Source organism: Thermodesulfobacteriota bacterium (assembly GCA_040754335.1).
Taxonomy (GTDB): domain Bacteria; phylum Desulfobacterota_D; class UBA1144; order Nemesobacterales; family UBA2774; genus 2-12-FULL-53-21.
Genome location: JBFMCV010000002.1, coordinates 463588 through 487938 on the forward strand (window position 1 = coordinate 463588; position 24351 = coordinate 487938).

The 24351-nt window shown below is 54.9% G+C and carries 24 protein-coding genes; 12 read left to right on the plus strand and 12 right to left on the minus strand.

Annotation, left to right across the window (positions count from 1 at the left end):
• Window position 1 precedes the first annotated feature (1 nt).
• Window positions 2-655, minus strand: coding sequence for a hypothetical protein (locus AB1598_05545; GenBank protein ID MEW6144464.1), 654 nt, complete (start codon window positions 653-655; stop codon window positions 2-4).
• Window positions 656-831: 176 nt separating this feature from the next.
• On the opposite strand from AB1598_05545, the gene AB1598_05550 reads away from it, so the two are divergent.
• The 8 genes from AB1598_05550 to AB1598_05585 all read left to right on the plus strand — a co-directional run bounded on the left by AB1598_05550 (window position 832) and on the right by AB1598_05585 (window position 9464).
• Window positions 832-1878: a lipase family protein gene (locus tag AB1598_05550; protein MEW6144465.1), complete on the plus strand. Its 1047-nt coding sequence runs from the start codon at window positions 832-834 to the stop codon at window positions 1876-1878.
• Window positions 1879-2385: 507 nt separating this feature from the next.
• Window positions 2386-2916: a hypothetical protein gene (locus AB1598_05555; protein ID MEW6144466.1), complete on the plus strand. Its 531-nt coding sequence runs from the start codon at window positions 2386-2388 to the stop codon at window positions 2914-2916.
• Between the two features lie 891 nt (window positions 2917-3807).
• A complete protein-coding gene (locus AB1598_05560; GenBank protein MEW6144467.1) occupies window positions 3808-4200 on the plus strand; it encodes a hypothetical protein in 393 nt (130 codons plus the stop codon).
• Between the two features lie 288 nt (window positions 4201-4488).
• Window positions 4489-5922, plus strand: a complete 1434-nt coding sequence (locus tag AB1598_05565; GenBank protein MEW6144468.1) for a circularly permuted type 2 ATP-grasp protein — start codon at window positions 4489-4491, stop codon at window positions 5920-5922.
• A 410-nt stretch (window positions 5923-6332) separates the two neighbouring features.
• The gene (locus tag AB1598_05570) at window positions 6333-7310 is read left to right on the plus strand and encodes an alpha-E domain-containing protein (GenBank protein ID MEW6144469.1); all 978 of its coding nucleotides are present in this window, start codon (window positions 6333-6335) and stop codon (window positions 7308-7310) included.
• Window positions 7307-8038, plus strand: a complete 732-nt coding sequence (locus AB1598_05575; GenBank protein MEW6144470.1) for a peptidase — start codon at window positions 7307-7309, stop codon at window positions 8036-8038. The genes AB1598_05570 and AB1598_05575 overlap by 4 nt, the downstream gene beginning before the upstream one ends.
• Window positions 8039-8239: 201 nt before the next feature.
• Window positions 8240-9094: a transglutaminase family protein gene (locus AB1598_05580; protein MEW6144471.1), complete on the plus strand. Its 855-nt coding sequence runs from the start codon at window positions 8240-8242 to the stop codon at window positions 9092-9094.
• Window positions 9095-9188: 94 nt separating this feature from the next.
• Window positions 9189-9464, plus strand: coding sequence for a hypothetical protein (locus tag AB1598_05585; GenBank protein ID MEW6144472.1), 276 nt, complete (start codon window positions 9189-9191; stop codon window positions 9462-9464).
• 297 nt (window positions 9465-9761) lie between these two features.
• Here AB1598_05585 and AB1598_05590 read toward each other — a convergent pair whose 3' ends face one another.
• Window positions 9762-10046 (minus strand): YkvA family protein, encoded by a 285-nt coding sequence (locus AB1598_05590; protein ID MEW6144473.1) that lies wholly within the window; start codon window positions 10044-10046, stop codon window positions 9762-9764.
• Window positions 10047-10356: 310 nt separating this feature from the next.
• A complete protein-coding gene (locus tag AB1598_05595; protein ID MEW6144474.1) occupies window positions 10357-10680 on the minus strand; it encodes a hypothetical protein in 324 nt (107 codons plus the stop codon).
• Between the two features lie 54 nt (window positions 10681-10734).
• Here AB1598_05595 and AB1598_05600 point away from each other — a divergent pair, with 54 nt between their 5' ends.
• Window positions 10735-11262 carry a SprT-like domain-containing protein gene (locus tag AB1598_05600; GenBank protein MEW6144475.1) on the plus strand — a complete coding sequence of 176 codons (528 nt, stop codon included), beginning with the start codon at window positions 10735-10737 and terminating at the stop codon, window positions 11260-11262.
• Between the two features lie 280 nt (window positions 11263-11542).
• Here AB1598_05600 and AB1598_05605 read toward each other — a convergent pair whose 3' ends face one another.
• Window positions 11543-12007, minus strand: coding sequence for a VOC family protein (locus AB1598_05605; GenBank protein ID MEW6144476.1), 465 nt, complete (start codon window positions 12005-12007; stop codon window positions 11543-11545).
• A 115-nt stretch (window positions 12008-12122) separates the two neighbouring features.
• Between AB1598_05605 and AB1598_05610 the strand changes: the two genes are divergently transcribed.
• Window positions 12123-12914 carry an ion transporter gene (locus AB1598_05610; protein MEW6144477.1) on the plus strand — a complete coding sequence of 264 codons (792 nt, stop codon included), beginning with the start codon at window positions 12123-12125 and terminating at the stop codon, window positions 12912-12914.
• A 713-nt stretch (window positions 12915-13627) separates the two neighbouring features.
• Here the strand turns inward: AB1598_05610 and AB1598_05615 are convergent.
• From AB1598_05615 to AB1598_05645, 7 genes are all read right to left on the minus strand, one after another.
• A complete protein-coding gene (locus tag AB1598_05615; protein ID MEW6144478.1) occupies window positions 13628-14926 on the minus strand; it encodes an MFS transporter in 1299 nt (432 codons plus the stop codon).
• A 110-nt stretch (window positions 14927-15036) separates the two neighbouring features.
• Window positions 15037-15561: a GNAT family N-acetyltransferase gene (locus AB1598_05620; GenBank protein MEW6144479.1), complete on the minus strand. Its 525-nt coding sequence runs from the start codon at window positions 15559-15561 to the stop codon at window positions 15037-15039.
• A complete protein-coding gene (locus AB1598_05625) occupies window positions 15558-15869 on the minus strand; it encodes a DUF1778 domain-containing protein (protein MEW6144480.1) in 312 nt (103 codons plus the stop codon). Before AB1598_05625 ends, AB1598_05620 begins: the two co-directional genes overlap by 4 nt.
• Before the next feature lie 254 nt (window positions 15870-16123).
• Window positions 16124-18190: a thaumatin family protein gene (locus tag AB1598_05630; GenBank protein MEW6144481.1), complete on the minus strand. Its 2067-nt coding sequence runs from the start codon at window positions 18188-18190 to the stop codon at window positions 16124-16126.
• 171 nt (window positions 18191-18361) lie between these two features.
• On the minus strand, window positions 18362-19213 hold the full coding sequence (locus AB1598_05635; GenBank protein MEW6144482.1) for a hypothetical protein: 852 nt from the start codon (window positions 19211-19213) through the stop codon (window positions 18362-18364).
• A gap of 167 nt (window positions 19214-19380) precedes the next feature.
• Window positions 19381-19764: a DUF559 domain-containing protein gene (locus AB1598_05640; protein MEW6144483.1), complete on the minus strand. Its 384-nt coding sequence runs from the start codon at window positions 19762-19764 to the stop codon at window positions 19381-19383.
• A gap of 148 nt (window positions 19765-19912) precedes the next feature.
• Window positions 19913-21643 carry a multiheme c-type cytochrome gene (locus tag AB1598_05645; GenBank protein ID MEW6144484.1) on the minus strand — a complete coding sequence of 577 codons (1731 nt, stop codon included), beginning with the start codon at window positions 21641-21643 and terminating at the stop codon, window positions 19913-19915.
• A 516-nt stretch (window positions 21644-22159) separates the two neighbouring features.
• On the opposite strand from AB1598_05645, the gene AB1598_05650 reads away from it, so the two are divergent.
• Both AB1598_05650 and AB1598_05655 read left to right on the plus strand, forming a co-directional pair.
• A complete protein-coding gene (locus tag AB1598_05650; protein ID MEW6144485.1) occupies window positions 22160-22768 on the plus strand; it encodes a DUF1326 domain-containing protein in 609 nt (202 codons plus the stop codon).
• Window positions 22769-22770: 2 nt separating this feature from the next.
• Window positions 22771-23568 carry a DUF2182 domain-containing protein gene (locus AB1598_05655; protein MEW6144486.1) on the plus strand — a complete coding sequence of 266 codons (798 nt, stop codon included), beginning with the start codon at window positions 22771-22773 and terminating at the stop codon, window positions 23566-23568.
• Between the two features lie 75 nt (window positions 23569-23643).
• Here the strand turns inward: AB1598_05655 and AB1598_05660 are convergent, their stop codons facing one another.
• The gene (locus AB1598_05660) at window positions 23644-24252 is read right to left on the minus strand and encodes a DUF1326 domain-containing protein (GenBank protein ID MEW6144487.1); all 609 of its coding nucleotides are present in this window, start codon (window positions 24250-24252) and stop codon (window positions 23644-23646) included.
• Window positions 24253-24351: the final 99 nt, after the last annotated feature.

Here is a 24351-nt window from a genome sequence, read left to right on the forward strand (position 1 = left end):
CTCACGTTCGGAAAACCTCGCGCACTTTTAAAAACAGGTAAGCGATCACCGTACCCTCGACGAGGCCGTCGATGAAACCCCACGCGGCCCAGGCGAGAGCGCCCGCGAGATTTTTGGGGAAATACATGTACGAATCCCGGAGCGGAAGGAGGAAGTCGGGAACCCCCAGCTTCGACCAGAAGTAAAACGCGAGCCACACGGGCCTCACTGTGAAATCGAAAGACACTATGCCCACGCCGTACGTCATGCACGTAAGCGCGAGGAGTACCGAAGCAACGCCGAGCGCGATGCCTGCCGCAACGCCGAAAGATAACGCCTTCCTGACGATGCTTCCGCCCTTGCCCCGGTTGATAGCGTTATATATGAGCGCTATGACTAAGCCGCTCGCGAATCCGTCGGCGAATGAGACCGCCGCGCAGAAGATTACGTGCAGCGGAGTTACCGGGAGCCCGGTCTCCGCGTAGAACGCGAGGCCGCTCACGCTGTCTCCGAACCCGAGCGCGTTCGCGGCTAGGAACAGCGCGCCCGAGAGAATCCTGAAATCGAGCTCCACCCAGGCGAACCTGTAGCCTATCATCACGGACGCTACGATAAGTATGAGCGATACGAGCGTCCATAATATTCCCGCATAAAATCCGAACCTGACTGCGTTCATAGTGGGAACATCTTACACCAGCGGAGGGGGAGGTGTAAGATGGTCCTGCGGGAGTCACGCAACAGATCGCCAGCACTCCGTAAGAGCCGGGCTCTCAGCGTATGTTCATGAAATTCATCCTTGTGCGTTACCATCGGTTATTCTATTAATTAATAGACCACGGATCGGAGGATGGCATGCGAAATGGAAGACTAATTGGTATAGCGCTTTTACTGGCGCTCTCGTTCGGAATAGCGGGAGGATGCAATAACGGAGGGGGAGGAGGCTTCGGTGAAGAGCCCCCGCCCCAAAAACCGCCTTTCGATCTCGAAACGGCGATCGACCTCGGCGAGCTGAGCCTGGTAGCCTACAATCAGCTGCAAGAGTGCATAGATTCAGGAAAGGACGCGATAACAGTTCCTTCTCCCTGGACGCTCCGGGAGGTAATTTACGAATCCGTCGATACCACTTTTAACAGCACATGCAAGGATGACTTCGGCGTCGTACCCATGGCGTTCATAGCGACCGAGGGCAGCGGCATATACCTCGCCTTCAGGGGTACGTCAAATCCCTCGGACGCTCTTTCGGACGCTCTCGCCCTGCAGACGGATTATTTCTATATCGACAACGGCGGCAGGGTATCCCAGGGGTTTCTCGATACGTACGAGGGCACGGGCGACAACCCCGTCGAGCAGGACATTCTCGCTGTGCTCGACAACCTCGTAATGACGGGTGGCTACGACACGTTGTACATTACGGGACACAGCCTCGGGGGAGCGCTGGCGGTGCTCGCTTTCCCCGATCTCTCGCAGAAGGTTTCGATAGAGAACGTGTTAATGTACAACTTCGCCGGGCCCGCGGTGGGGAACAGTGATTTCGTAAGCGCGTACGAGGATGAATACGGCACTAACCGCGTGAGCTGGCGGATCGTCAACACGAACGACGTCGTGCCCAAGCTTCCTCCGCTCGGTCTCGACTGCCCCGATTTCTCGTACTTCCACGTGAGCGGTGAGTACCAGATAGAGTTCGGCGTGCCGCTGCCCGCGCTCCCCGATTTCAGCGCGGACAAATGCAATCTTATCTCGATAGGCGCAGATCTCCTGACATACGGTCTCAACAATCAGGACGGCATAATCAAGGACCACAGCATGTGCACTTATTTTATGACTCTCTGCGAGCAGGGGTCCGACCCTTCGACGTGCGCCGAAAAGGCCATCGGGTGCGGCGGGGAAGAGAGCCCGTAATGTGGGGTCGGCGCGGCTCCGCCGCTGGCTCGTCACTATCTGTCTGAGATTGCCGCGCTGCGCTCGCAATGACAATAAATACAAATCCACCCTGTCCCTCCTTTACAAAAGGAGGGAATTTAAAGCAGAGAATTTTGTTTTCCCCCTTTCGTAAAGGGGAACAATTCCGAACGAGCGAGGAATTGGTCAGAGTTGAATGATGGCAAATGAGCCCTTTATTCCAACGACTCTGTTATTAACGCCAAATGCAGGGGGATTTAATATTTCCATCCTTCGCCCGGCAAGCAAGACGAACGGGTTTCTATCGCGGCTGGAAGCCGCTCCTACGAGGCGGCTTGTCAATTCGTCTGTACCTGCAATATTCATATTTACTCCGGTGCCTGGCTGTACTATAATAGGAGCTAATTCAGTGCGGATTACGGCTTTTGCAGGATCGGCCGATCGATTCGTATAGCCGGCAAGTCCCCTAAGCCCATTTAATTTAATACATTAAGGAGGAGTAGGGAAATGAGAAGATGTACGGAATCCGTGGTCTGCTTGTGTGCGTTGTTCGTTCTCGTTTTTGCTGTACACCCACGCCAGGCGACAGCCGGGCCTCCTGTATCGGGCTGTTCGATCGGGATAACGAAAGAGGCGATACCGCCCGTCGATCTGTCATTCAATTTTCTTACGGAATCTACTGCGGACCCGGACCATGAATTTTCCCTGCCCGCCGGAACCTCTACGAATGAGTTTTTGGTAGTCGGCGAGACGGTTGTCATCACCGAGCTGCCTCTCGAGGGATGGCAGCTGATCGATGTCGAATGCGAAGACGGGGGCCCCGGCATCAGTGTATCCGTGGATGAGGAAAACAGGGTCGTGGCGAGCTGTTCGTCTCAAGGTTTCTCCGCATGTACCTTTACCAACCAGGCGCTGCCGAACATTCCGACGCTCTCCGAGTGGGGCATGATCGCGGCGGCAGCGGGGTTGATGCTCATTGGAATATTCTTCACGGTGAGACGACTGCGAGCAAGTAAGGAGTCGGACGCCATTGGCTGATTGCGGAAGAGGGAATTGCACTATGCGACGCGGGAGCGGAAACAATAAGAGAAGGGCAGCTGCTGTCTGATGCGAGATAATGTCCTGTAACCCGTTCATACTTCGACACGCTCAGTACGAACGGGTTTTTCTTTTTTGCTGTCATGCTGAACTCGTTTCAGCATCTCGTCGTTTCTTTTTTTGATTTAAAGGTATGGATTCCCGATACAAGAGAGGGGAATCAAAAGACAAATAACTGTAGGAGCGGCTTCCAGCCGCGATACTCTTTTTTGTCATGCTGAACTACGGTTCTGAACAGGTGCAAGAACCGGACGCCATAGTAAGAATGCAACGTAGAGATTGCTCCTCGGATATAATTTGTTAATCCAAAATATTCAGCATCTCGTCTTTTCTTGCATTATTAAGGAAATATCACCCCCATCCTAACTATTTGGCTCAGGCATCGTCGAGCCAGCAGTTTAGATGCTTCGTTGCTCTTGTTGCGAGAGCGACCTACTTCTCGCTCGCTCGAAGCAGTTCCCCCTCAAGGGGGAAGGAATTATAAATAAAGGGCAAATGGGTGCACAGATAAACCAATTTCTTAAGTACTCAGCTTAAATTCCGGCCGGAATGCCTATAAAATAAACCCGCTATGTATAGAATATAGGCAATTTCACCATCCCTTCACAATTCTTTTGCAACTGCTAATAACTGTAAAGTCTGGGAATCTAATAAAAATCGCCGAAAAAACCCTTTATTTTCAACATTGGCACGAAAATTGCCTATTATAAATACGTGCGTGTTTGGGTTAAAATATACGCAAATGCGTACGGTAATGAGGAGCTTTAGCGGGTTAAAAGGGGGGACGGGTCGGAAAGCATCTGAAAAAACTCTATGGAGGAGGAAAGGACGATGGACAACGACAGCGCGGCAAACTCGATAAAGGCAGCATTCAACCTGGGAGTGTGGATGAGGCAGAACGAGCCCGGAAAGGACGTCTTCGAAGCCGGGCGCTCTCTCAGGGAAATCATTCATATGAACCTCCGTCAGCCGGAGGAAGGGCAATACCCGAAGGACGTGATCGAGGCGAACGTGAGCTACCTCACGGACATATCGCTCCTGGGCTTCCTGATGTCGGGCGTATGTTCGTACGACCCCGAGATAAAGGAAAAGATACCGTACCTCATCGAGAAGAAGCTGGTAAGCGGGAGCTTCGCCGACTCGCCCGGCGATTACAGCGGGTCCGTTTCGGAGAAAGAGGACGGCGATTTTTACGCGAGGCCCAAAGCAGTGGGAATGAATTGACTCCAATGACGAATATAATCTCATTTCTTCATACCTCCTTATGTAGCCGGAGGCGGGAATATGCGGGTGTTCCCGTCTCCGGGTGTTTTATGCGGCCGGGAAACTCACGCGGGCCGCTCCGGACTATTAATCAGACACACCTTTAGCCTATCCCCGGGCCATCCCCCCTGTCTCTCTTGGCCCGGGGAAAATTAAAAGAAACCGGGGACGGCCGGATGCGGCCGGCGGCGGGTTGAGAGAAGCAAAAATGAGAGGATGACGAGAAAATGTTAGACTAGAGGTATGGTCATGTATTACAAGGACTATGACACAGAAGGTTTTTTCGACGAGTACTTCCACGCGGACGGGAGTCCGAGGGAAGGCGCGTCGGTGCTGCTCAAGAGGCTCGAGCAGCTCCCCGGAGGCGAGCTGCTGAGGCGGCAGAAGGCGACAGAGGCTCGGCTCTTCCAGATGGGGGTAACTTTCACTGTCTACGGCGAGGAGGAGGGGACCGAGAGGATATTCCCGTTCGACATTATCCCCAGGGTCATAGAGGCCCGCGAGTGGGAGGCGCTGGAGAAGGGGCTCAAACAGAGGATATACGCGCTCAACCTGTTCATAGACGACATCTACAACGAAAAGAAAATACTGAAAGACGGCGTGCTGCCGGAAGATCTCTTAAAGACCAGCAAGTGCTACAGGCCGCAGTGCGAAGGTTTCAGGCCGCCCCGCGGCATCTGGTGCCATATCTCGGGAACGGACCTCGTGAGGGGAGGGGACGGCGTATATTACGTGCTCGAGGACAACCTCAGGTGCCCTTCCGGCGTCTCGTACGTTCTCGAGAACAGGGAGGTGCTCAAGCGCACGTTCCCCCGCATATTCGAGGACTTGAAGATCAGGCCCGTCGACGACTACCCCTACAGGCTTCGTGAGATGCTCCAGTACATGGCGCCCGGGGGGCTGCAGTCTCCGACCGTGGTCCTGCTCACGCCGGGTATATGTAACTCCGCATATTTCGAGCACTCGTTCCTCGCACAGCAGATGGGCATAGAGCTCGTCGAAGGGGGCGACCTCGTCGTCACTGACGGCTGCGTCTACATGAAGACGACCAAGGGGCTCCAGAAGGTGGACGTCATATACAGGCGCATCGACGACGACTTCATAGACCCGCTAGCGTTCAGGGAAGACTCGCTCCTGGGCGTGCCGGGGATAATGGACGTGTACAAGTCAGGCCGCGTGGCGTTAGTCAACGCCATAGGGACCGGCATTGCGGACGACAAGATAATCTACGCGTACGTGCCCAAGATAATAAAATACTACACGGGGGAGGATCCGATCCTGCCGAACGTCCCGACATACGTGTGCTGGGAGGAACTCGACAGGAAATACGTTCTGGAGAACCTGGAAAGCCTTGTAGTCAAGCCCGCCAACGAATCGGGCGGGTACGGGATAATGATAGGGCCCAAGGCGAGCGCAAGCGTGAGGGAGGAGTTCCGCGTCAAGATACTTAAAGACCCGCGCAACTACATCGCGCAGCCGACGGTGTCGCTATCGAGAGTCCCGATACTGGCGGGCGAGCGTTTCGAGGGCAGGCACGTGGATTTCAGACCCTATACGCTCTACGGCGAGGACATATACGTCATGCCCGGAGGGCTCACCAGGGTCGCGCTCAAGAAGGGTTCACTGGTGGTAAACTCGTCTCAGGGGGGCGGGAGCAAGGACACGTGGGTGCTCAGGGACTGATACCCAAGGGCCGCGTCGATCCACTTTCTCCCGTGAAAAACAAGATATATGTAATTAAGAATATCGTTGCAGAGGATTTGATATCTAACCCGTTCGTCCTGAGCTTGTCGAAGGATCGAATGGGTTAGATGATGAGACACTGAATAGATCCTGAAATAAATTCAGGACATGGTTCAGGGTGACAAGAAGAGAGCGATCGCCACGGCTCCTTCGCGCAAGGCTACGGAGCCTCGCGATGACAAAAAGAGGTGTCATTGCGAGGGAGCGAAGTAAGCGACCGCGGCAATCTCATAAAAAAGATGAGAACCTGAATAGATCCTGAAAAAATCCCGGATCGGAGTCCGGGACATGGCTCAGGACATGGTCATGATGACGAAAGCGGGAAATCAAACTCTTTAAAGAAGATATATATGCTTAGCAGAGTAGCGAATTCCATATACTGGATGTCGAGATACATGGAGCGCGCTGAGAACGTGGCGAGGTTCATAGAGGTGAGCCTCCACCTGATGCTCGACATGCATACGGACGAAGGACAGTGGGAGCCTCTCGTCAGCACGACGGGCGACCTCGACATGTTCAGGGAGCGCTACGGGGTGCCTACCCGGGAGAACGTGCTCGATTTCCTCACGTTCGACAGGGAGAACCCGAACTCCATACTCTCCACGCTCACGATGGTGAGGGAGAACGCGAGGTCGATAAGGGAGATAATCTCGTCCGAGATGTGGGAGCAGATAAACAAGTTCTACTATTTCGTCAGGGACTCCGCGCTGAGCGGCGTCGCCGTCGACACGCCGCAGGACTTCTACCAGAGAGTGAAGTCGGAGAGCCACCTCTACGCGGGGATCGCGGATTCGACCATGAACAGGGGCGAGGACTGGCACTTCGCGCGCATGGGGAAGCTCATCGAGCGCGCGGACAAGACGTCCCGTATAATAGACGTTAAGTACTTCATACTCCTGCCCAAGCCCGAGGACGTGGGGACGCCGATAGACAACATCCAGTGGGCGGCGCTGCTCAAATCGGCGAGCGCGCTCGACATGTACAGGAGGAAGTACGAGCAGATAACGCCCGAGTCGGTCGTGCAGTTCCTGCTCCTCGACAGGAACTTCCCGCGCGCGATACTCTACTGCGTGATAATGGCCGAGGCGTCGCTCCATTCGATAACGGGCACGCCCGCGGGCATGTTCCAGAACGAGGCCGAGAGGCGTATGGGCAGGCTTCACGCCGAGTTAACCTACGCGCGCATTGACGAGATAATAAAGCGTGGGCTGCATGAATACCTGGACAGGTTCCAGATAGAGCTCAACGGCATAGGGGATTCCATAAAGGATACGTTTTTCGCTGCGCGTCCCGCAGCTTTCAAAACAGCAGGAGGTATGGAAGAGTGACGTTCTGTGTGGGCATGAAGGTGAGAAAGGGTTTGGTGGGGATAGCGGATACGCTCGTGACTACGGGCGCAGAGAGCATTACTGCGAGGAAGGTGACGATACACCAGTACGGCAGGCACTCGCTCTTCCTCATGACTTCGGGGCTCCGCTCTGTGAGGGACAAGGCGCTCACGTACTTCAGCGAGGTGCTCGACCACGACGACAGCACGTTCGACAGATTATACAAGGCCGTCAACGCGTTCGCGGCGCAGGTGAGGCGCGTCGCAGACGAGGACAAGAAGGCCCTTGAGGAAAGCGGGCTCCATTTCGACCTCTTCTCGATCATAGGCGGCCAGCTCGAGAAGGACAATGAACATAAACTCTACATGCTCTACCCGCAGGGGAACTGGGTGGAGGTGGGGCAGGGGACCCCTTATTACCTTATAGGCGAGTCGAGCTACGGGAAGCCCATCATGGACAGGGCGTTATCCTACGAGCTCAACATGGAGACCGCGCTCAAGATAGGCTACCTCGCGTTCGACGCCACGAGGACGAGCGCTATAGACGTCGACTTCCCCATCGACGTGGTCCTCTACAGGGCGGATACGTACGACATAGTGGAGCACAGGTACGAGCGGGCGGAGCTGATACAGATTTCCGAATGGTGGCAGAAGCGGATAAGGGAGGCGATAAGAGAGCTCCCACACGACTGGGTGGAGGCGGCTTTCTCCAAGCTCGGCGGCGGGTGAGCACCCGCGGGCATACGGTCCTATTCACCGACTCTGCTCAACCATACCCGTTCGCCCTGAGCAGGAGCCTGTCCTGAGCGAAGTCGAAGGATCGATGGGTTGTACGGGCGTCACTCCCGCAGGAGTGTGAAGGGAATGGGGCAACATTTGTCCTCGATTTACTCGACATCTAAAGATATGACAAACAACGGGAGTACGGCGATGATTATCAGGATAAAACACACGACGAGATACAAATATACCGAGCAAGTGTTCCTCGACCCGCAGACTATCAGGCTAAGGCCCAAGAGCGACGGCTCGCAGAGGCTAATCAGCTTCGAGATAGACATAGACCCCGTGCCCGACGGCATCACTGACATAGTGGACGTCGCCGGGAACGACAGCACCTGCGTGTGGTTCTCGGGGAAGCACGACCACCTGACGATAACGACGCGCTCCGAGGTCGAGACTCTAAGGACTAATCCGTTCGATTACGTCATCACGGAGCATTCCGTGATGAAGTTACCGGTCTTCTACCCGAAATACTACGTCCCATCGCTCAGGCCCTATTGCATGCGCAACACGGAGCCCGAAGGGCAGGTCGACAAGTTCGTCGCGGACGTGATAGACGAGTCGGGAGTAGAGACACTGCCGTTCCTCACCGCGCTCAATAACCGCATATACGAGAACTTCGAGCAGCTGGTCAGGCACGAAGGGCCTCCTTACCCGGCAGAGATAACGCTCGGCACGGGGAGGGGGGCGTGCAGGGACCTCACGGTCCTCTTTATGGAGGCGTGCAGGGCCGTGGGTATAGCGGCGCGTTTCGTGAGCGGGTACAGGGAGAACGAGATGATGGGCGACGAGAGGCAGCTCCACGCGTGGGCCGAGGTGTACCTGCCGGGCGGAGGCTGGAGGGGATACGACCCCTCGGAAGGGCTCGCTACGGCCGACCAGCACGTAACGGTGTCCGCCGGAGTGATACCCGAAGAGGCGGCTCCTCTCACGGGCACGTATAGAGGAAGCGGCGCGAGGTCGATAATCGACTTCGATATAGAAATAGAGTCGCAAAGCAGTTGAGTTAGACGGGGACAGGCGTTAGAATTCTGAGGGGGGGGCGGAATGGAGCCGGTTTTCCCCGCTTTAAAACTTTCCCCGAAAGGAGCGGAAGACGATGCCTGGACTCAAAGACCTGAGAAAAGTATTCCTAGTCATAATCTTGATCTTATCTCTTGCTGTCCCGTTTGCGTTTGCGGATGATGACGACAGCGACGTCGAGAAATTCCCTCTCGCTCCGAACGACCCCGACATATCGGACGTCTGCACGCTCTCCGACTGCAATCCCGCAAAGCCCTGCGCCGATCCGGACGAGAACTGCTACACGCTCAACGGCGTCTTTTACTGCTGCACCATGGCCCCCGACCCGGGGATGGAAGCCGTGGGGGATTGATTATTCTCTTCTGACTTTATATCCGTGGCATTAGACATACCATTTCCCCCCTTTAGCAAAGGGGGGTTCGGGGGGATTTATAATTCTGTCCTTCGACAAGCTTAGGACGATCGGGGGTTGTTGGATGAGTAAGTGAAAGGTATCACCCCCATCCATACCTTTATTTGGGTCAGGCAACGACGAGTAGGGATTGAGCAACTCCCCCGACTTTGTTGCGGTAGTGACCGATTGCTCTTGTCCATCACAATCGTCCCTCAAGGGGCAAGGAGTTATTAATAAGGACGAACAGGACGATGTTCACTCAGCGTTGCTCTCCTTCATCATCTCCGCGCGGACCTCGTCGACGAGCCCTTCGGGGAGCGAGCGGAGGGCGATGAAGACGAGCGCGGGGAGGATGATTATGTCGTCCAGGTATCCGAGCACCGGGATGAAATCGGGGATGATGTCCACGGGCGAGAGAGCGTAGGCGACGGCCGCGCCGAGGCATATGCGCGCTAACCTCGGGCAGCGGGGGTGGGTTATCACCCGCCTGTAGACGTTCACTTCGTGCTTGATGCGTGACGCGAGGGACTGTTTCTTCACTCTGGAAAAGTATATTGGATATCGCGGGGAAGGGAATTGTTTCTTTTCCTGTCATCCTGAACCCTGTCCCGGACATGTTCCGGGATCTATTCAGGATCTCATCTTTTTCATGAGATTGCCGCGCGGAGTTTATCCTGAGCGTAATTGAAGGACTCGCAATGACAGGATCATAATTTACACCCCCACCCGATCCCTCCCCCTCTGTGAGGGGGAGGGAAGTATTAAAGATTCAGCATGAACGGGATATGCAAATGTTGCCGGTCGTGCAAAAGATTCTCGGCAGAATCATAAAACACACTACGTGTGTGCGCTAGTGTTTGGTGATGTCGCCTGTGCCGGCGGAGGGCTCGGCGAAGCCCCCTGTGCGGACGATTTCCACCTCTCCGCTATCCTGCTCGCGGAGCTCGTATCCGCCCTCGAAAAAGCGCCCGGCGAACTCCCTTATCTCCTCCTCCGAACACTCTATGGAGATCTTCGTTACGGCCTCATTTTCCAATATTGCCAATGGCTTAAGCGTAAACGGGTTGGCCTTCCCCGGGAAGAACTTCGAGATGTACGAGCTCAGCTTGGTCGAGTACTCGATGAGCTCGCCGCGGGGTATGGAAAGCACGAAATAATATTTTTTTTCGGCCATGCAAATTGTCCCTTCCATATTCATTATACACGGTATAATAATAACCTGTCCGATATGACTTCCCGTGAAAAGATAGCGAGAATTTGGGCGAGGGAACAGGAGAAATGGGGCCTCGAAGACTGGAGGCTGGTGTTCTCGAACCAGAGGCGGCACTTGGGCTACTGCAAGCCCCGGAGGAGGATAATATCGCTCTCTCTCGCGTTCATGAACGTGAATCCTTACCCCGTGATGAAGGACACGCTCCTTCACGAGATCGCGCACGCGATACACTACATCGAGACCGGGAAGACCAACCACGACAACGGGTGGAGGGAGGTCGCGAGGAGGGTAGGGTGCAGGCCAGAGAGGTGCGCGCCCGTCGACGGTCTCGTCATGCCGAGGGGGAAGTACGTGGGCGTGTGTCCCGTATGCAGGAAGGCCGTGCATTTTTACAGGAAGGTGAGGAGGAGTTATTCCTGTAACGACTGCACGAACGGCTACGATTCCAAGTACAAGCTCAGGATGATGACCACAGATAAGTACGAGATGAACGGAGGCAGGCTCCGCACGCCGATCGTCTACAAGAAAGCCCGCTCGAAGTGATCGGCACGGAAGGTGTTAGTAGGGGCGAATACGAAAATCCTCCCTAACCCTCCTTTTCCAAAGGAGGGAATTAAGACTTAGAAGCGATAGCAATTTCCCCCTTAGAAAAAGGGGGAGGGGATATTATCGGAGCAATCTCGCTTTATTGTCATGCTGAACTTGTTTCAGCATCTAAACTTTTTCATGAGATTGCCACGTTGCGCTAACTTCGTTAGCTCCGCTCGCAAAGACAAGAGAAGAATGCACCTTTCTTGGCTGTTAGTCCGGTCGGTCGACATCCTCAAGTCCGCCAGTTTAGCAGCTCGATGATATTCCCCTCGGGGTCGGTCATGTAGACGAACGTGACCGTGCCGAGGCCGTCTATTTCCTTCTCCGAGATTTCGCCCAGCCTGCCGCCGCTGTTCTTGAGAACGAGCTTGTGAATCCTCGCGAGCTCCTCCGGGGTTTCGACTTCGAAAGCGACGTGCCTTAATCCGGGAGTATTCGCCGCGGGGGTGGCGCTCGCTCCGGCTTTCCCCGTGTATTCTATTATTTCGAGGAGCGCGCTGCCCGGCTCATCGTCCGGTAATTTCAGATGCACCCGCTTTATCCCCGCGCCGGGTACTCCCGTGCCTTTATCAAGCCATTTGCCTGAGAATTCCCTCTCGGGCTTGGTCTCAACGAACCCGAGCGCCTTCTCGTAGAACTCCCTCAGCTTCGAGAGGTCCTTGGCGGTGATGCTTACGTGCGCGAGGCGTATTCTCATATACCGGATAGTAAGGATATATGAAGGGGCGGAGGAGGCAAGGGGAAGGCCCGGGCTCCCATTTCCGGGCTGTCTTGAAATGCCGGGCGTAAGTCCTTAGAATTATTGGACGCGGATGTATGAAAAGCTGAAGTACAGGATCCACGACGTGATGGAGCCCGACGACACGAGCCCGCTCGCCGAGCAGGTGTTCGTGCTCTTCATCATGGGTCTCATCGTGCTCAATGTCCTTGCCGTGATATTCGAGACCATGGACAGCGTCTCCGCCAGGTGGGGCGGGTTCTTCCGCGTATTCAACATCATCTCGGTCGTGATATTCACCGTGGAGTATATCCTCAGGCTCTGGACGTGCACGGTCGACGAGAGATACAGCCATCCCGTCACGGGCAGGATAAGATACGTGTTCTCGACGTTCGCTCTCATAGACCTCGTCGCGATACTCCCGTTCTATCTCCCGTTCATCACGCACCTCGACCTCCGGTTCCTCCGCGTGCTCAGGCTGCTGACGCTCTTGAAAATGACCCGGTACGCGGACGAGTTCAAGCTCTTCGGGAACGTGCTCGGCGCGAAGAAGAGAGAGATAATCGTCTCTGCGATACTCGTCCTCATGCTCATCATACTCGCGTCGAGCCTCATGTACTACATCGAGCACGACCAGCAGCCGGAGGCGTTCTCGAGCATCCCGGCAGCGATGTGGTGGGCCGTCGTGACTCTGAGCACGGTCGGATACGGGGACGTGCTCCCGCTCTCGCCGCTGGGGAAGTTCGTCGCCGCGTGCGTGTCCATACTCGGAATCGCGCTCTTCGCGATACCGGCGGGTATTATCGCGTCCGGGTTCGTCGAGGAGATGCGGAGGAGGGGTGCTCAGGTCAAAGTGTGCCCGCATTGCGGGAAGAGGATTGAGTAGGGTGGGTTACGTTTGGCGGGTTCCGCGTATAACTCGAGCGAAGTCTGCAGCGAGATGACATCTCCATAGTAGGAGCGGCTTCCACCCGCGATGGAATGAAACCACAAAGGCGAGATTCCCGATCGGCGCCTGCCCTGAACCATGTCCCGTACTTGATACGGGATCTATTCAGGGTCGGGAATGATAAAATCATTTTCCCCCTTAGAAAAAGGGGGATTTAGGGGGATTAAGTCTTTCAAGTTAAATTGGACAAGATAAAGAAAAGGAAAAATAAATATAAATCCTCCCTACCTATTTGGTCTTAATAAACATCCAGCCGGGATTTGAATCGCTTAAGCGCCTTTGTTGTAATAGCGTCCGAATGCTCACTCGTTCGCATCCGTTCTTTGCCAAAGGAGGGAATATAATGATAAATATAATGATAGAGGATGAGATTGCCGCGTCACTTCCGGCTTCGCCATCCTCCTCCGCCAAGGCTTCGGAGGACAAGAGGCTACGCCGGACGAGTCGCTCCTCACAACGACAGGTTTTATTATCGCGGCTGGAAGCCGCTCCTACAAAAGGTATCACCCCCATCCTCACCTTAATTTGGTTTAGGCAGCATTGAGGCTGAAGTCGATTGGACACATCGGCTTCGTTGTAGGTCCGACCGGTTCTTACGCACGCTAAGAACCGTCCCTCAATGGGGAAGGAATTATTGTGTGGTATTCTTCTTACCTCAACTCGCTTCTGTACGTCTCCTTCGCCATCAGCACCGCAATCAGCGAGATCGCCGAAGAGGCGGCCAGGTATATCCCGGGCGCGGTGACGTCTCCTGTCCTGTCGATGAGGTAGGACGCGATGAGAGGCGCCGAGCCGCCGAATACCGAGAACCCGATGACGTTCCCCATCGATATACCGCTCATCCTCACCCGCGTCGGGAAGCTCTCGACCATGTAGGCCGCGAACGCCCCCGCGAAGAGCACGTTCATGAGCCCTGCTCCGAACTGGACTATAATCTTGAGCGGGAGGTCGTCCCCGGCGAACACCCTGAACAGCAGGTAGCCCATGACGACCTCGCCCGCGCACCCGATGACGAGTGCGGGCTTCCTCCCGGCCCTGTCCGAGAAGTATCCGCTCAGCGGCACTAGCATCGTGCAGAGCGCCAGGTTGAGCGTGTTTATGTTGAGTATCTGCGAGAGAGTCATGCCCCCGTATCTGGTCGCGTACGTCGGGAGATAGACGAAGATGAGGTAGAAGCTCACGGCGAACATTATCGTCGCGGCGAGGATTATGAGCACCGGCTTCCAGTGCCCGGTGAGGGACTCTCTCACCGGGGAATCGGACGTCTTTCCCGACTTCTTGAGGTCGAGGAACATACCCGACTCCTCGACGGTTTTTCTAAGGAAATATGCCGCGACGCCGGATACAGTCCCGAGGAGGAACGGTATCCTCCATCCCCACGAGAGGAGCTCCTCTCGCGTGAGCGCGCTCGAGACGAGTCCGCATACGAGCGAGGCGAGGAGTATCCCCGCCGTCGTGCTGAAGAGGGACATGCTCCCGTAAAGGCCGCGGAGGTTGGGCGGGGCCAGCTCCGCAAGGAGGGATAATGTCGCAGACCTCTCCCCGCCGACCGAGAGCGCCTGGGCGATTCTCAGAATAATGAGGAGCACCGTCGCCGCGATGCCTATTCCCGCATAAGCGGGGAGGACGCCTATAAGCACGGTCGGGAACGTCATCAGTATCACTGTGAATATGAACGCGTTCTTCCTGCCAAACCTGTCGCCGAGGCTCGATATGACGACCGAGCCCAGCGGGCGGAACAGGAAGGAGAGCGCGAAGACCATGAACGTCGAGAGGAGGGCGGTCGTCTCGTCGGTGAACGGGAAGAAGAGCTCGGAGAGCACGACCGCGTAGAAGCCGAAGATCGAGAAGTCATACCATTCGAGGATAATGGCGAGGGAGCTCGCGACGACTGTTTTTTTGTGGGGCAGGAGCTGGGCAGTTTGCGCGGGCTTTTCGACGGGGGGCATTTTGAGGGGATTATAGTATTTTCGGGATTTTATTGCAATCGGGGGGGAGGAGGCTCCCCTCTCATTACAACCGTATCAAAGGCGCCGTCGAGGTTTATATGGCTCACGGTTTAAACCGTTTCTTCTTTAAGCAGTTTTTCAATTGTCCTCATCGGCAGAAACATCCGGTTAGCATGACCGGGCAGTTCCATGAAGCCGTAGCTCGCGTAAAACTCCACAGCGCCTTCGTAGGCATCGACTATAAGGCAGAATACCGCGATCTCACTATCGAGGCAGCGCCTCATGGCGTCCATAAGCAGGTGTTCGCCTAACCTCCGGCCCTTGTACTTCGTATCCACTGCCAACCTTCCCAGCAGTGCCGCGGGAATATCGGGATAGCGCGGGAGATGCCTCCTTGTCTCCTCCGGGAGGTCATTGAGAAGGACGCTGTTCATAGACAGAGTGTAAAACCCCGCGATCGAGCCGCTGTCACGATCGACCAGAACGAATGTCGCGGCGACGTTCTTTTTCTGGTCCTGACTTGCCTGCTGCCGGATATACCTGTCGAGCGCATCGTCGCCGCAGGAAAAATCCTCGCGCCTGTGCGATTTCTTCAGGCGTTCGATGGTGAAATTAAATACCGGCTGTTTTTTCACTTGCCTGCTGTTCGGTCTTTATAAAGGCGCGCCGCTCTTTTCAGTTTTTTATTCGGCGCAGGCGGGTTTAAAAGCGTCCTGACGAAGGTCTCACTATCGGCATTAGATAACTTGATCAAGGTTTCTTCCTCATGCTTTCTGATGACGTTCTCTGCGGCCTTTTTCAGCGAATCCTGCATGAAATCGGTAACTGTACGTCCTTCGAGCTCGGCTGCACGCTGAATCAGCCTTTTTACGCGGGAAGTAGTCCTGGCCTCAAGGCGTTCCTTCTTCGTTGGTTTCTCATTCTGATTGTTAACCGTCCGCATGATCTTCGGTCTCCTTCACCATCCATAGTGTACGGCAAATAGCCGTACAAATCAAGGCAAAGACAAAAATGAGATGCTGAACATTTTGGGTTAACCAATATTATCCGAGAACAATAGCTGCATTGCACTCTGCCTATGGCGTCCGGTTCTTGCGCACGCTCATAACCGTAGTTCAGAATGACTGAAAAGAAAGGAGTGTCAGGGGTCCTTACGGAGAGAGAGATACCCCTGACACCGGTTTTGGCGGACTGTTTTCAGTCCTTACCATATATACGTAAGGACCTCCTCAAATAGATTAATACCGGTAAAAACAGGAGAGGCAGGAGCGCTGCCGGTGTTTCCGTGCTTCGGGATAATACGAGAGCGCAGCTCCCTCCCTTGTCCCCGCTGCTCTCGGGGTCGAGCTGGTCGGGTATGCCGTCGCCGTCGGAGTCCCTTATCACTAGCGGAGCTCCGCCCCTCTCCGGATCGAATATGTCGAGGAGCCCGTCACCGTTCGAGTCTTCGGTCGAATCCGGCAGCCCGTCGCCGTCAGCGTCCGTTCCGCCGTTCTCCTCGTAATCGGACCCGCCCTGGTCGTCGGAATTAATGTCGTGCGAGTCGGCTATACCGTCCCCGTCCGTGTCCGCGCACTTGAGCATATTGCCTCCCTCGGCGGGGTCGTATTCGTCCGGAAGGCCGTTCTGGTTCGCGTCAACATCGGAATCGACCTCGCCGTCGTCGTCCGCGTCGCCTGATCCGCCGCACTCGTAATGGTCCGTGAGCCCGTCGTTATCGGAATCGAGGTCGCGCCTGTTGGGGATGCCGTCCGCGTCCGCGTCGTTCGGCGTGCCGACGAGGTCGCCCTCTGCGTTCGTTGTGACGGCCTGGTTCCCGGACTCCGCGCTGTTCATGACCCCGTCGTTGTCCGTGTCCGCGTCGCCCGAATTCTGCACGCCGTCCCCGTCCGTATCGTTCGGGCAGAAGTTGACCGTGTAGTTGACGGCCTGGTTTCCTGAATTCTGGCAAGCAAAAAGCTTTATCGCGTCGTCGTAAGGGAATGCGTATGAAGTCGGGCTGGATGTGTTGAATACCACTGCGACAGGCTGGGCTATGGACTGCCAGTCGGAGTTATTCCCCGCCACGCACGCGCCGTCGGGCGCGCCGTTAGGATATCCCGGCGCCCAGGATGGGCACCCGCAGCAGTTGGAGTCGGTCGTGCCCGTCGTGAAACACGAGCCCGCGTTCGGCCCCGAGCACGCCCAGAGGTTGCCGTATGTGGTGATGCCGTCCGTGGTAGCTGTGTCGCAGTCGGCGCCGAGTATGACGGGGTTCGCCTTCGACTGCTCGCAGTAGCCCGAAGCCCCGCAGTTGAACGTATACGGGGGGCCGCAGTCGCCGTCCTGCGAGCACGCCTGCCTGCAGAATTTCTGGGGCGCAAAGCAGCCGGCGTAGGTCGTTCCCTGGTTCTGGTCGCTATTCAATATAAGCTCGGAAGGACAGTTCGCCTGGGAGACGGCAAGTCCCGACGAGCCCGTCCACGGGGACGAGGGGAGGTCTGACTGCGCGAGCCCGCTAGGGGCGCATCCGGAGGTGTCGGTACAGCCGGGGCTCCCGCAGAAGAAGGGGTTCACGCACATGTTCAGATTGGGGTCGCATTTCCATTTGTAGCCGAACCCGAAGAGCTGGTAGCAGTCCGAATCCTGCGTGCAGGTGGACGAGCTTGTGCCCGGAAGATTGCCGGTGAATATGCAGTTGCTGTTGCCGGAGCAGGTGTAGTCGGAGGAGTTAGGGATTATTTCGACCGCGACGTTGCCGCCGTCGACCATGCTGACGTCGTAATTATCTTGTCCTCCAACCCCTGAAGCGAGAGTGAACTCGGCGAGCGTCGCCGGCGGCAGGCCCGGATTTACGCAGTTGAGCACGAAGTTTCCTCCTCCGTCCGTGCATCCCCCCGTGTCGCAGCAGTTGGCTATGACGTAATTGTTGCCGTTCACGTTCACGGTCTGACCGGTGCAGCCGTCAGACGCGTTGAAGCTGCAACCAGTCCGTCCCCAGAACCTACCCGAATAGTTGTTCGGCACGGTAACGGTGGCCGTGGCGTTCTGATCGAGCTCCCATCCGCTGAGCGTGCTTATGGCCCCGGGGTCACTTCCGCCCGATATGGTACCCGAGGTTATGCCGGGGACAGCCCCGACCCATATGGTCTCAGAGCAGTAGTTGTTTATGGTTATCGTCGCCTGGGCATGTGCGGTCTTGCCGCCGCCCGCGTTAATGAGAAGCGCCATAAATGAAGCGAGGATGATTAAAGAAGACAGTCTAGTGAATTCCGTAAATCGCATGGAAAATCCTCCTTTTTTGGATGTGCCGCCGCTGTAACTACCCTTTAATACAGGTACGTACGGAGGGACGGGATCGGATGAGAATTGCGAGCATTACCGCCCGGCTATCCCTGACGACAGGCTGACTAATTGTAATGCTGATTCGAGACGGAAGGAAGGGGGGAGGGGGGTTTATATGATGATTTTAGACTTTTCTTTAACTTTGGTTTCTTGTATGTCGTTGTACATTACATCATGGGTGAAATTAATTAATTCTGCTGTCATATGGTCAAACACGAATTTATTGTTTAAACCTAGTCTTAGTTCGTTGACTGGTTGAAGATCAAACTTAGGATTGTTTTGTGCTAATAATGACCTGCTGATTATACTGGTCAATACGTCTATGAATCTTTTTCTTTTGTCATTAGGTGAACTTAAAAACTTTATTGGCTCAAGAGATATTTGTGTATCAGTCTTTGTATCAATGTCGTGTAATTCTTTGAGGCGTTGTTGAAGACTTTCTGTAGAATAATCGACAATAATGTGTATATCTGTTTTTGGATAATTCCAATTATCTATTAATATTTCAAATCTATGCTTACCAGTGTTTTTTTCTAAGAACCTTGAAATAACATCGAATAAGCATGTTCCTAGAATTTGACTGTGGAGGAAGTGTGCATCCTTCCTTTCATCTACTCCCCTGAATATACGACGACTGAAATTCCCGAATAAAGTATAATTTTCCGTATTATTTCGTAGTATGTTATTAGCCAAATCTATGCATTTTGCTGTTATGTATAAATTATGTTGACATATTTGCTTCGCAATATTCACTGCTCTTTGATTCTCAATTCTATCATTTTTCAATGATGTTGAGTTTGATAAACCCATAAGTCTATCAAGAGCGTTGAATATTTGATCTTCGTCAGATAATTCATATAACACAGCTACACCCAAGAAATAATCGCTCGTATTATTGTTCTTGAATGTGGGAGTTCCAAACTCATCGAATAAGACTATTATTTCCTTTTCTTTTGTCGCCATTATCGCACCGATAATTTTTACACTGAGAATAAAGGATAATTTGTACAATGGGCCATATCAATAGATGGCCAAGCATAGAAAAGGAAAAATCCTCCCTACCCCTCCTTTTTCTAAGGAGGGAATGAAAGGCTAAGGAGAGGAGTTACTTCTCAATCAATGGAGAATAATCATTCTCCCCCTTTGACAAAGGGGGATACAGGGGGATTTAAATTCAAATAGATTTGTTCAAGTACGCCGTCAATATTTTGCAGCACATCGAGGTTTGAGAACCTTAATACTTTCAAGCCGAGACGGATCAATTTATTGTCACGAATTTGATCGCTTTCTTGTTTTTCTCCATAATAATGCTGTCCACCGTCGATTTCCACGACCAACTTGGCTGCCGGGCAATATAAGTCTACGATATAGTCTCCAATTATTGCTTGTCTGTAAAATTGTAGCCCCGCAATTTGCTTCATTCTAACTTTAGACCAGAGGAGTATCTCAGCATCGGTCATATTTTTTCTGAGCTTCTGTGCGAGAGGCTTCAGGTTTTTGTTGTAGTTTAGCATGAGCTAACTATATCAGAATGCTAAAAGAAAATCCTCCCTGACCCTCCTTTTTCTAAGGAGGGAATTAGAGCACGAAAGACGAGATCCTGAATAGATCCTGAAACGAGTTCAGGACATGGTTCAGGATGACTAAATTATCACTCCATCCTCACCCCGCCATGGTCCGTTTACGCCACGCGCGCCAGATTAGGAATACGACGAGGAGCACGGCGAGCACCATGAGCGGGCCCGTGAATATCATGAACAAGGTCCTGTCGCTCGTGGCCTTGGCTTCCCTCAGGCTTGCCGCCTCGTCCCGTATCCTCGCCAGGTGCCCGAGCACGTCAGCGTAGCCGTACCACCACGCGTAATCGGGGCTCATGTGGAATGCGCCTTTATAGGATTTCAGGTTCGAGAAGAAGAACATGTCGAAGTATTCCCGTTCTATCGCCGATACGTTGAAGTAAAGCCCCGCGGGCCAGTGCTGCGCGAACCCGCCCGGTATGTCGATCGCCGTGAACCGGGGGCCCGGCAGGAGTCCTGCCGCCATTTGGCCGTGGCTCGGCTTGATGAGCCCGTCGTCGTAGAGCCCTTTCAATATATCCCTTGCCTCGACCACGAGAGCGTCGCCCGCGAGCTTGTGCGCGTCCGCAGATTCGAGATAGTATCTTGCCTTATCCTCCGAATGGCACGTGAGACAGACCTTTATCATCTCGACCCGCTTCGCCTGATTTTCCGGCTCGAGCGTTATGTCCTTGAGATCGCCGAGCGCGGCCTGTGTCCCCATACCCCAGATAATCTTCCGCGTCATGTTGTGGCTCGAATACCGCTTGCCGTCGTTGTCGACGTAGAGCATGTGGCAATACGAGCAGGTAGGCGTGCCGTACTTGGCCTCGGCGAGGGGTACTGACCAGTCCCACGCGCTCCCGCGGGCGGAGTAAATGGAGCCGTGCTTCGAGCTCATGTAGGCCTCAAAGTTCGGGTGGTCGGGGCCCATGTGGCATGTGTAGCAGGCTTCGGGCTTCCGCGCTTCTTCGAGGTTGAACGAGTGTCGCGTATGGCAGGCGATGCAGCCGTTCCTGTAATCGAGGCTGCTCATGTCTATGTATTTCAACTGTTCGTCGCTCCAGTATTTCGCGTCCGTAGCGCCCGCCTGCGCGTGGCATGGGTCGCAGCCCATCTGCATGACCTTCCTCGGCATCTGCTTGTAGTTGGGCACGCCGATGTTGCGCTCCCAGTTTATTCCGATGTCGCCCGGGCCCGGACCGTACGAATGCCCCGCGTCGAGGACGTGCTCCTTATATATCTGCGCGTGGCACGCGGCGCACATGGTCTCCGGGACGCGTCCCTTGGACGCCATTATCACGTCGTGGTCGGTGCCGTGGCAGTTGGCGCAAGTAAGCTGTTTGAGCGGGAAATCGACGCGCGGGTTCTGCGCGCCTTCCATCCCCATCGCGCTCGACTCGAACTGGCTCACTATCTCGGGATGGAGCGTCTTGTGGCAAGGGGCGCACGTCTCGGGGCCGAGTTCTCCCTTAGGGATGTCCTTCTGTATCCTCTCTGCGGGAGGGGGGACGTCTTTAAGGTACGCGTAGATTTCGCGCGCGTCCCCGTCGCTGACCGCCTGGGCGGGAAACGCGGGCATGATGTCCCTCGGGTGGCGGAGCTGGCTCAGGAACGCATCGAACGTGAGGGCGGTATGCGCGAGCGCGGGCCCGACACCGCCGCGGCCGCTCACGCCGTGGCAGCCCATGCAGCCTTTCGATATGAAAAGCGTGCCGCCGCTCTCTTTTTCTTCATCGGCCCGTGACGGGAATGCGAGCGTTACGAGGAGCAGGAGAAACCACACAGGGCCGATTAATTTTATCGTTGCCCTTATTCCCGGCATGTCTCCTATCATAACAAAAATTTTCCCCGAATTGAAGAAAAATTGTTGGCGAGGATTATAAGGAAATGGATTCCCGATTTATTTTGGCTTGTGAATCGTGTCTGCCGGAATAAAGAGGCTCGATTGCAATCAGCGGAGGACGACCGGTTCTTGCGCACCTTCATAACCGTTATTCGGGAATCCACTCTTTATAATAATCTGTAGGAGCGGCTTCCAGCCGCGATAATCCCGTTCGCCCTCTTGATAATTCTCTCTCCCTTGAGGGAACGATTGCGAGCTGGTGAGCATTCGTTCTCTGCCTAAGGAGGGAATCAAGGTAAAAAACGAGATTGCCGCGGCTCATTCTGAGCCTCGCAATGACAGTATTGTTGGCCTTTGCGTTCGGGACGCAGAGGCCGGCGGGGAAGGATTCATATATGGAAGTATTTCAATATATAAAACCACTTAACAATGCCCTCAAAATGTGTCAATATAGTATCGTGTCGATATGAATTTGGAGTATATAATATAATGAGAGGGGGTATGTATATGGCCGCAAACAGCTGGAAGCTGGACGGGACGTATTTCGAAGCGTGCAACTGCGACGTCGCCTGCCCGTGCGCGTTTACAAGCGCGCCTACGGAAGGGGAATGCAAGGCCCTCGTAGCCTGGCATATCGACAAGGGACATTTCCAGGACGTTAATCTCGACGGTCTTAACCTCGCGATCGCCGTTTACTCGCCGGGGCATATGCTGGAGGTGAAGTGGAGCATCGCGGTGTATGTCGACGAGAGGGCGAGCGATGAACAGAGGAGCGCCCTGTTCACTATATTTTCGGGGCAGGCCGGAGGGCACCCTGCGGCAATCGCTTCGTTCGTAGGGGCCATTCTGGGCGTCAAGAGCGTCGCGATCGATTACCGCGCCGACGGCAGGACGCGCAGCATCCGCCTGGGAGACATCGCCGACATGGAGATCGAGGCGCTGCCCGGCCAGGGAGGCGCGGATATTACGGTGACAAACGCGCCGTTCTGCGTCGCGCCGGGGTATCCGTCGGTAGTCGCCAAATCGAAACAATTAAACCTTAAAGACGGCGGGCTCAACTGGTATATAACGAACAAGAACGGATACTACTCGCCGTTTTCTTATTCGGCCGCATGAGCTTGGACACAGGACAAAACATTTCCATCATAGAGTCCGCCCTCAGGCGGGACCGTGTTATCGTATTGCTCGGACTCGCGTGCATTGCGGCGCTCGCCTGGGCCTATACCGTGCACGAGGCATGGGTAATGAATAACATGGACATAGAGACGTGCATGGGCCTGTCCGCCAGGAGCTGGGGCCTGACCGACCTCTTCCTTTTATTCCTCATGTGGACGGTGATGATGGCAGCGATGATGATACCGTCGGTCTCGCCGGTGGTGCTCCTTTACGCGCGTTATGTGAGGACGAAGGGATGCGGAGGCGGGGTCATAAGCCTGACGGGCTTGTTCGCGCTCGGCTACCTGGCTTCGTGGACCGGGTTCAGCCTTATCGCTGCGCTTGCGCAGTGGGGCCTCCATGAAGCCGCTCTCATATCGCCGATGATGGTGAGCACGAGCCCCGTGCTGGGCGGCGCGATACTCGTAGCCGCCGGGGTATTCCAGTGGACCCCGCTCAAGCACGCCTGTCTCAGTCAATGCCGCACGCCGATCGGGTTCCTCATGACTGAGTGGCGGGAAGGGGCGGGCGGGGCGTGCGTTATGGGGCTCAGGCACGGGACTTACTGTGTAGGCTGCTGCTGGCTGCTCATGGCGGTGCTGTTCGTTACGGGCGTAATGAACATCCTCTGGGTCGCTCTTATCGCGGCGTTCGTGCTCGTAGAGAAGCTCGCGCCTTCGGGCGAGTGGGCGGCGAGGACGGCAGGGGTACTGCTCGCGGGCTACGGCTTGTGGATGATCGGCCAGAAACTTGTTTCCTGAAGCGGAGACGCGTGCTCCTCGATTACTTCCTCAATCCGCCGCCTGCGGCGCATGCTTCCGGGGGAGGGCGGGCCGCTAGACGTTATACTCGACCTCGGAAAGAAATGCGCTCGAGTTCTCATGCCGGAACGAGAGCCCTTCGACGTTAACGTCGCAGCGTTTGGTATTCACTATTTCGCTATCCTTCCATATGAATCCGCCGGGCAGGACCATGCGGGCGTTCGCTTCCGACTTGTCCATATCGGAAATTATCGGCTCGATGTCGGCGCTGGCGGCGCTGCCAAGCCGCAGGGTTGCCCTCTTGCCGCTGCGAGATACCTGGACCGGGCCGTAGACGACCCTGGCGGGACTCGAATAGGTAGTAGAGAAAATCTCGAACGGACCGCCGAGACCGGCTTTGCCCGTGCCGATCTTGGCAAGCGCTTCTCTTTGCGACTCGTCGGCACGTTCGTCGATATACACGACCGCTTCGCCGTTGCCGTGATGTATGGGATTGGGCCAGCGGACGATCAGTGCGATCGTGAGACCGTCCAGCCGGACGCTCCCGTACGCCCCTTCCTTTATGCTCCAGACGTCGATTGCCTGGCATGTCCCGTCGGTCGGGATCATGGTCAGGTTGCAGGGACACCCGTACGCGCAGTTGCATGTCTCATAATAATCTGCCTTCCACCACCAATCAGCCATTTTAACACCCCCTCCGCTAAGGTTTATTTAAATAATCATGTTTAATCATTAACCCCTTCTTATTCCTATTTTCTCACGGACGCGGCGCTCATGTCAAGC

Excerpts from the sequence above, each read along its gene's own strand:
- AB1598_05610 (MEW6144477.1), top strand. The coding sequence starts at position 12,123 with ATGTATGAAAAGCTGAAGTACAGGATCCACGACGTGATGGAGCCCGAC.
- AB1598_05595 (MEW6144474.1), bottom strand. The coding sequence starts at position 10,680 with ATGGCCGAAAAAAAATATTATTTCGTGCTTTCCATACCCCGCGGCGAG.
- AB1598_05650 (MEW6144485.1), top strand. The coding sequence starts at position 22,160 with ATGGCCGCAAACAGCTGGAAGCTGGACGGGACGTATTTCGAAGCGTGC.
- AB1598_05635 (MEW6144482.1), bottom strand. The coding sequence starts at position 19,213 with ATGGCGACAAAAGAAAAGGAAATAATAGTCTTATTCGATGAGTTTGGA.
- AB1598_05640 (MEW6144483.1), bottom strand. The coding sequence starts at position 19,764 with ATGCTAAACTACAACAAAAACCTGAAGCCTCTCGCACAGAAGCTCAGA.
- AB1598_05565 (MEW6144468.1), top strand. The coding sequence starts at position 4,489 with ATGTATTACAAGGACTATGACACAGAAGGTTTTTTCGACGAGTACTTC.
- AB1598_05555 (MEW6144466.1), top strand. The coding sequence starts at position 2,386 with ATGAGAAGATGTACGGAATCCGTGGTCTGCTTGTGTGCGTTGTTCGTT.
- AB1598_05600 (MEW6144475.1), top strand. The coding sequence starts at position 10,735 with ATGACTTCCCGTGAAAAGATAGCGAGAATTTGGGCGAGGGAACAGGAG.
- AB1598_05630 (MEW6144481.1), bottom strand. The coding sequence starts at position 18,190 with ATGCGATTTACGGAATTCACTAGACTGTCTTCTTTAATCATCCTCGCT.
- AB1598_05560 (MEW6144467.1), top strand. The coding sequence starts at position 3,808 with ATGGACAACGACAGCGCGGCAAACTCGATAAAGGCAGCATTCAACCTG.
- AB1598_05660 (MEW6144487.1), bottom strand. The coding sequence starts at position 24,252 with ATGGCTGATTGGTGGTGGAAGGCAGATTATTATGAGACATGCAACTGC.
- AB1598_05625 (MEW6144480.1), bottom strand. The coding sequence starts at position 15,869 with ATGCGGACGGTTAACAATCAGAATGAGAAACCAACGAAGAAGGAACGC.
- AB1598_05545 (MEW6144464.1), bottom strand. The coding sequence starts at position 655 with ATGAACGCAGTCAGGTTCGGATTTTATGCGGGAATATTATGGACGCTC.
- AB1598_05645 (MEW6144484.1), bottom strand. The coding sequence starts at position 21,643 with ATGATAGGAGACATGCCGGGAATAAGGGCAACGATAAAATTAATCGGC.
- AB1598_05570 (MEW6144469.1), top strand. The coding sequence starts at position 6,333 with ATGCTTAGCAGAGTAGCGAATTCCATATACTGGATGTCGAGATACATG.
- AB1598_05585 (MEW6144472.1), top strand. The coding sequence starts at position 9,189 with ATGCCTGGACTCAAAGACCTGAGAAAAGTATTCCTAGTCATAATCTTG.
- AB1598_05605 (MEW6144476.1), bottom strand. The coding sequence starts at position 12,007 with ATGAGAATACGCCTCGCGCACGTAAGCATCACCGCCAAGGACCTCTCG.
- AB1598_05550 (MEW6144465.1), top strand. The coding sequence starts at position 832 with ATGCGAAATGGAAGACTAATTGGTATAGCGCTTTTACTGGCGCTCTCG.
- AB1598_05615 (MEW6144478.1), bottom strand. The coding sequence starts at position 14,926 with ATGCCCCCCGTCGAAAAGCCCGCGCAAACTGCCCAGCTCCTGCCCCAC.
- AB1598_05580 (MEW6144471.1), top strand. The coding sequence starts at position 8,240 with ATGATTATCAGGATAAAACACACGACGAGATACAAATATACCGAGCAA.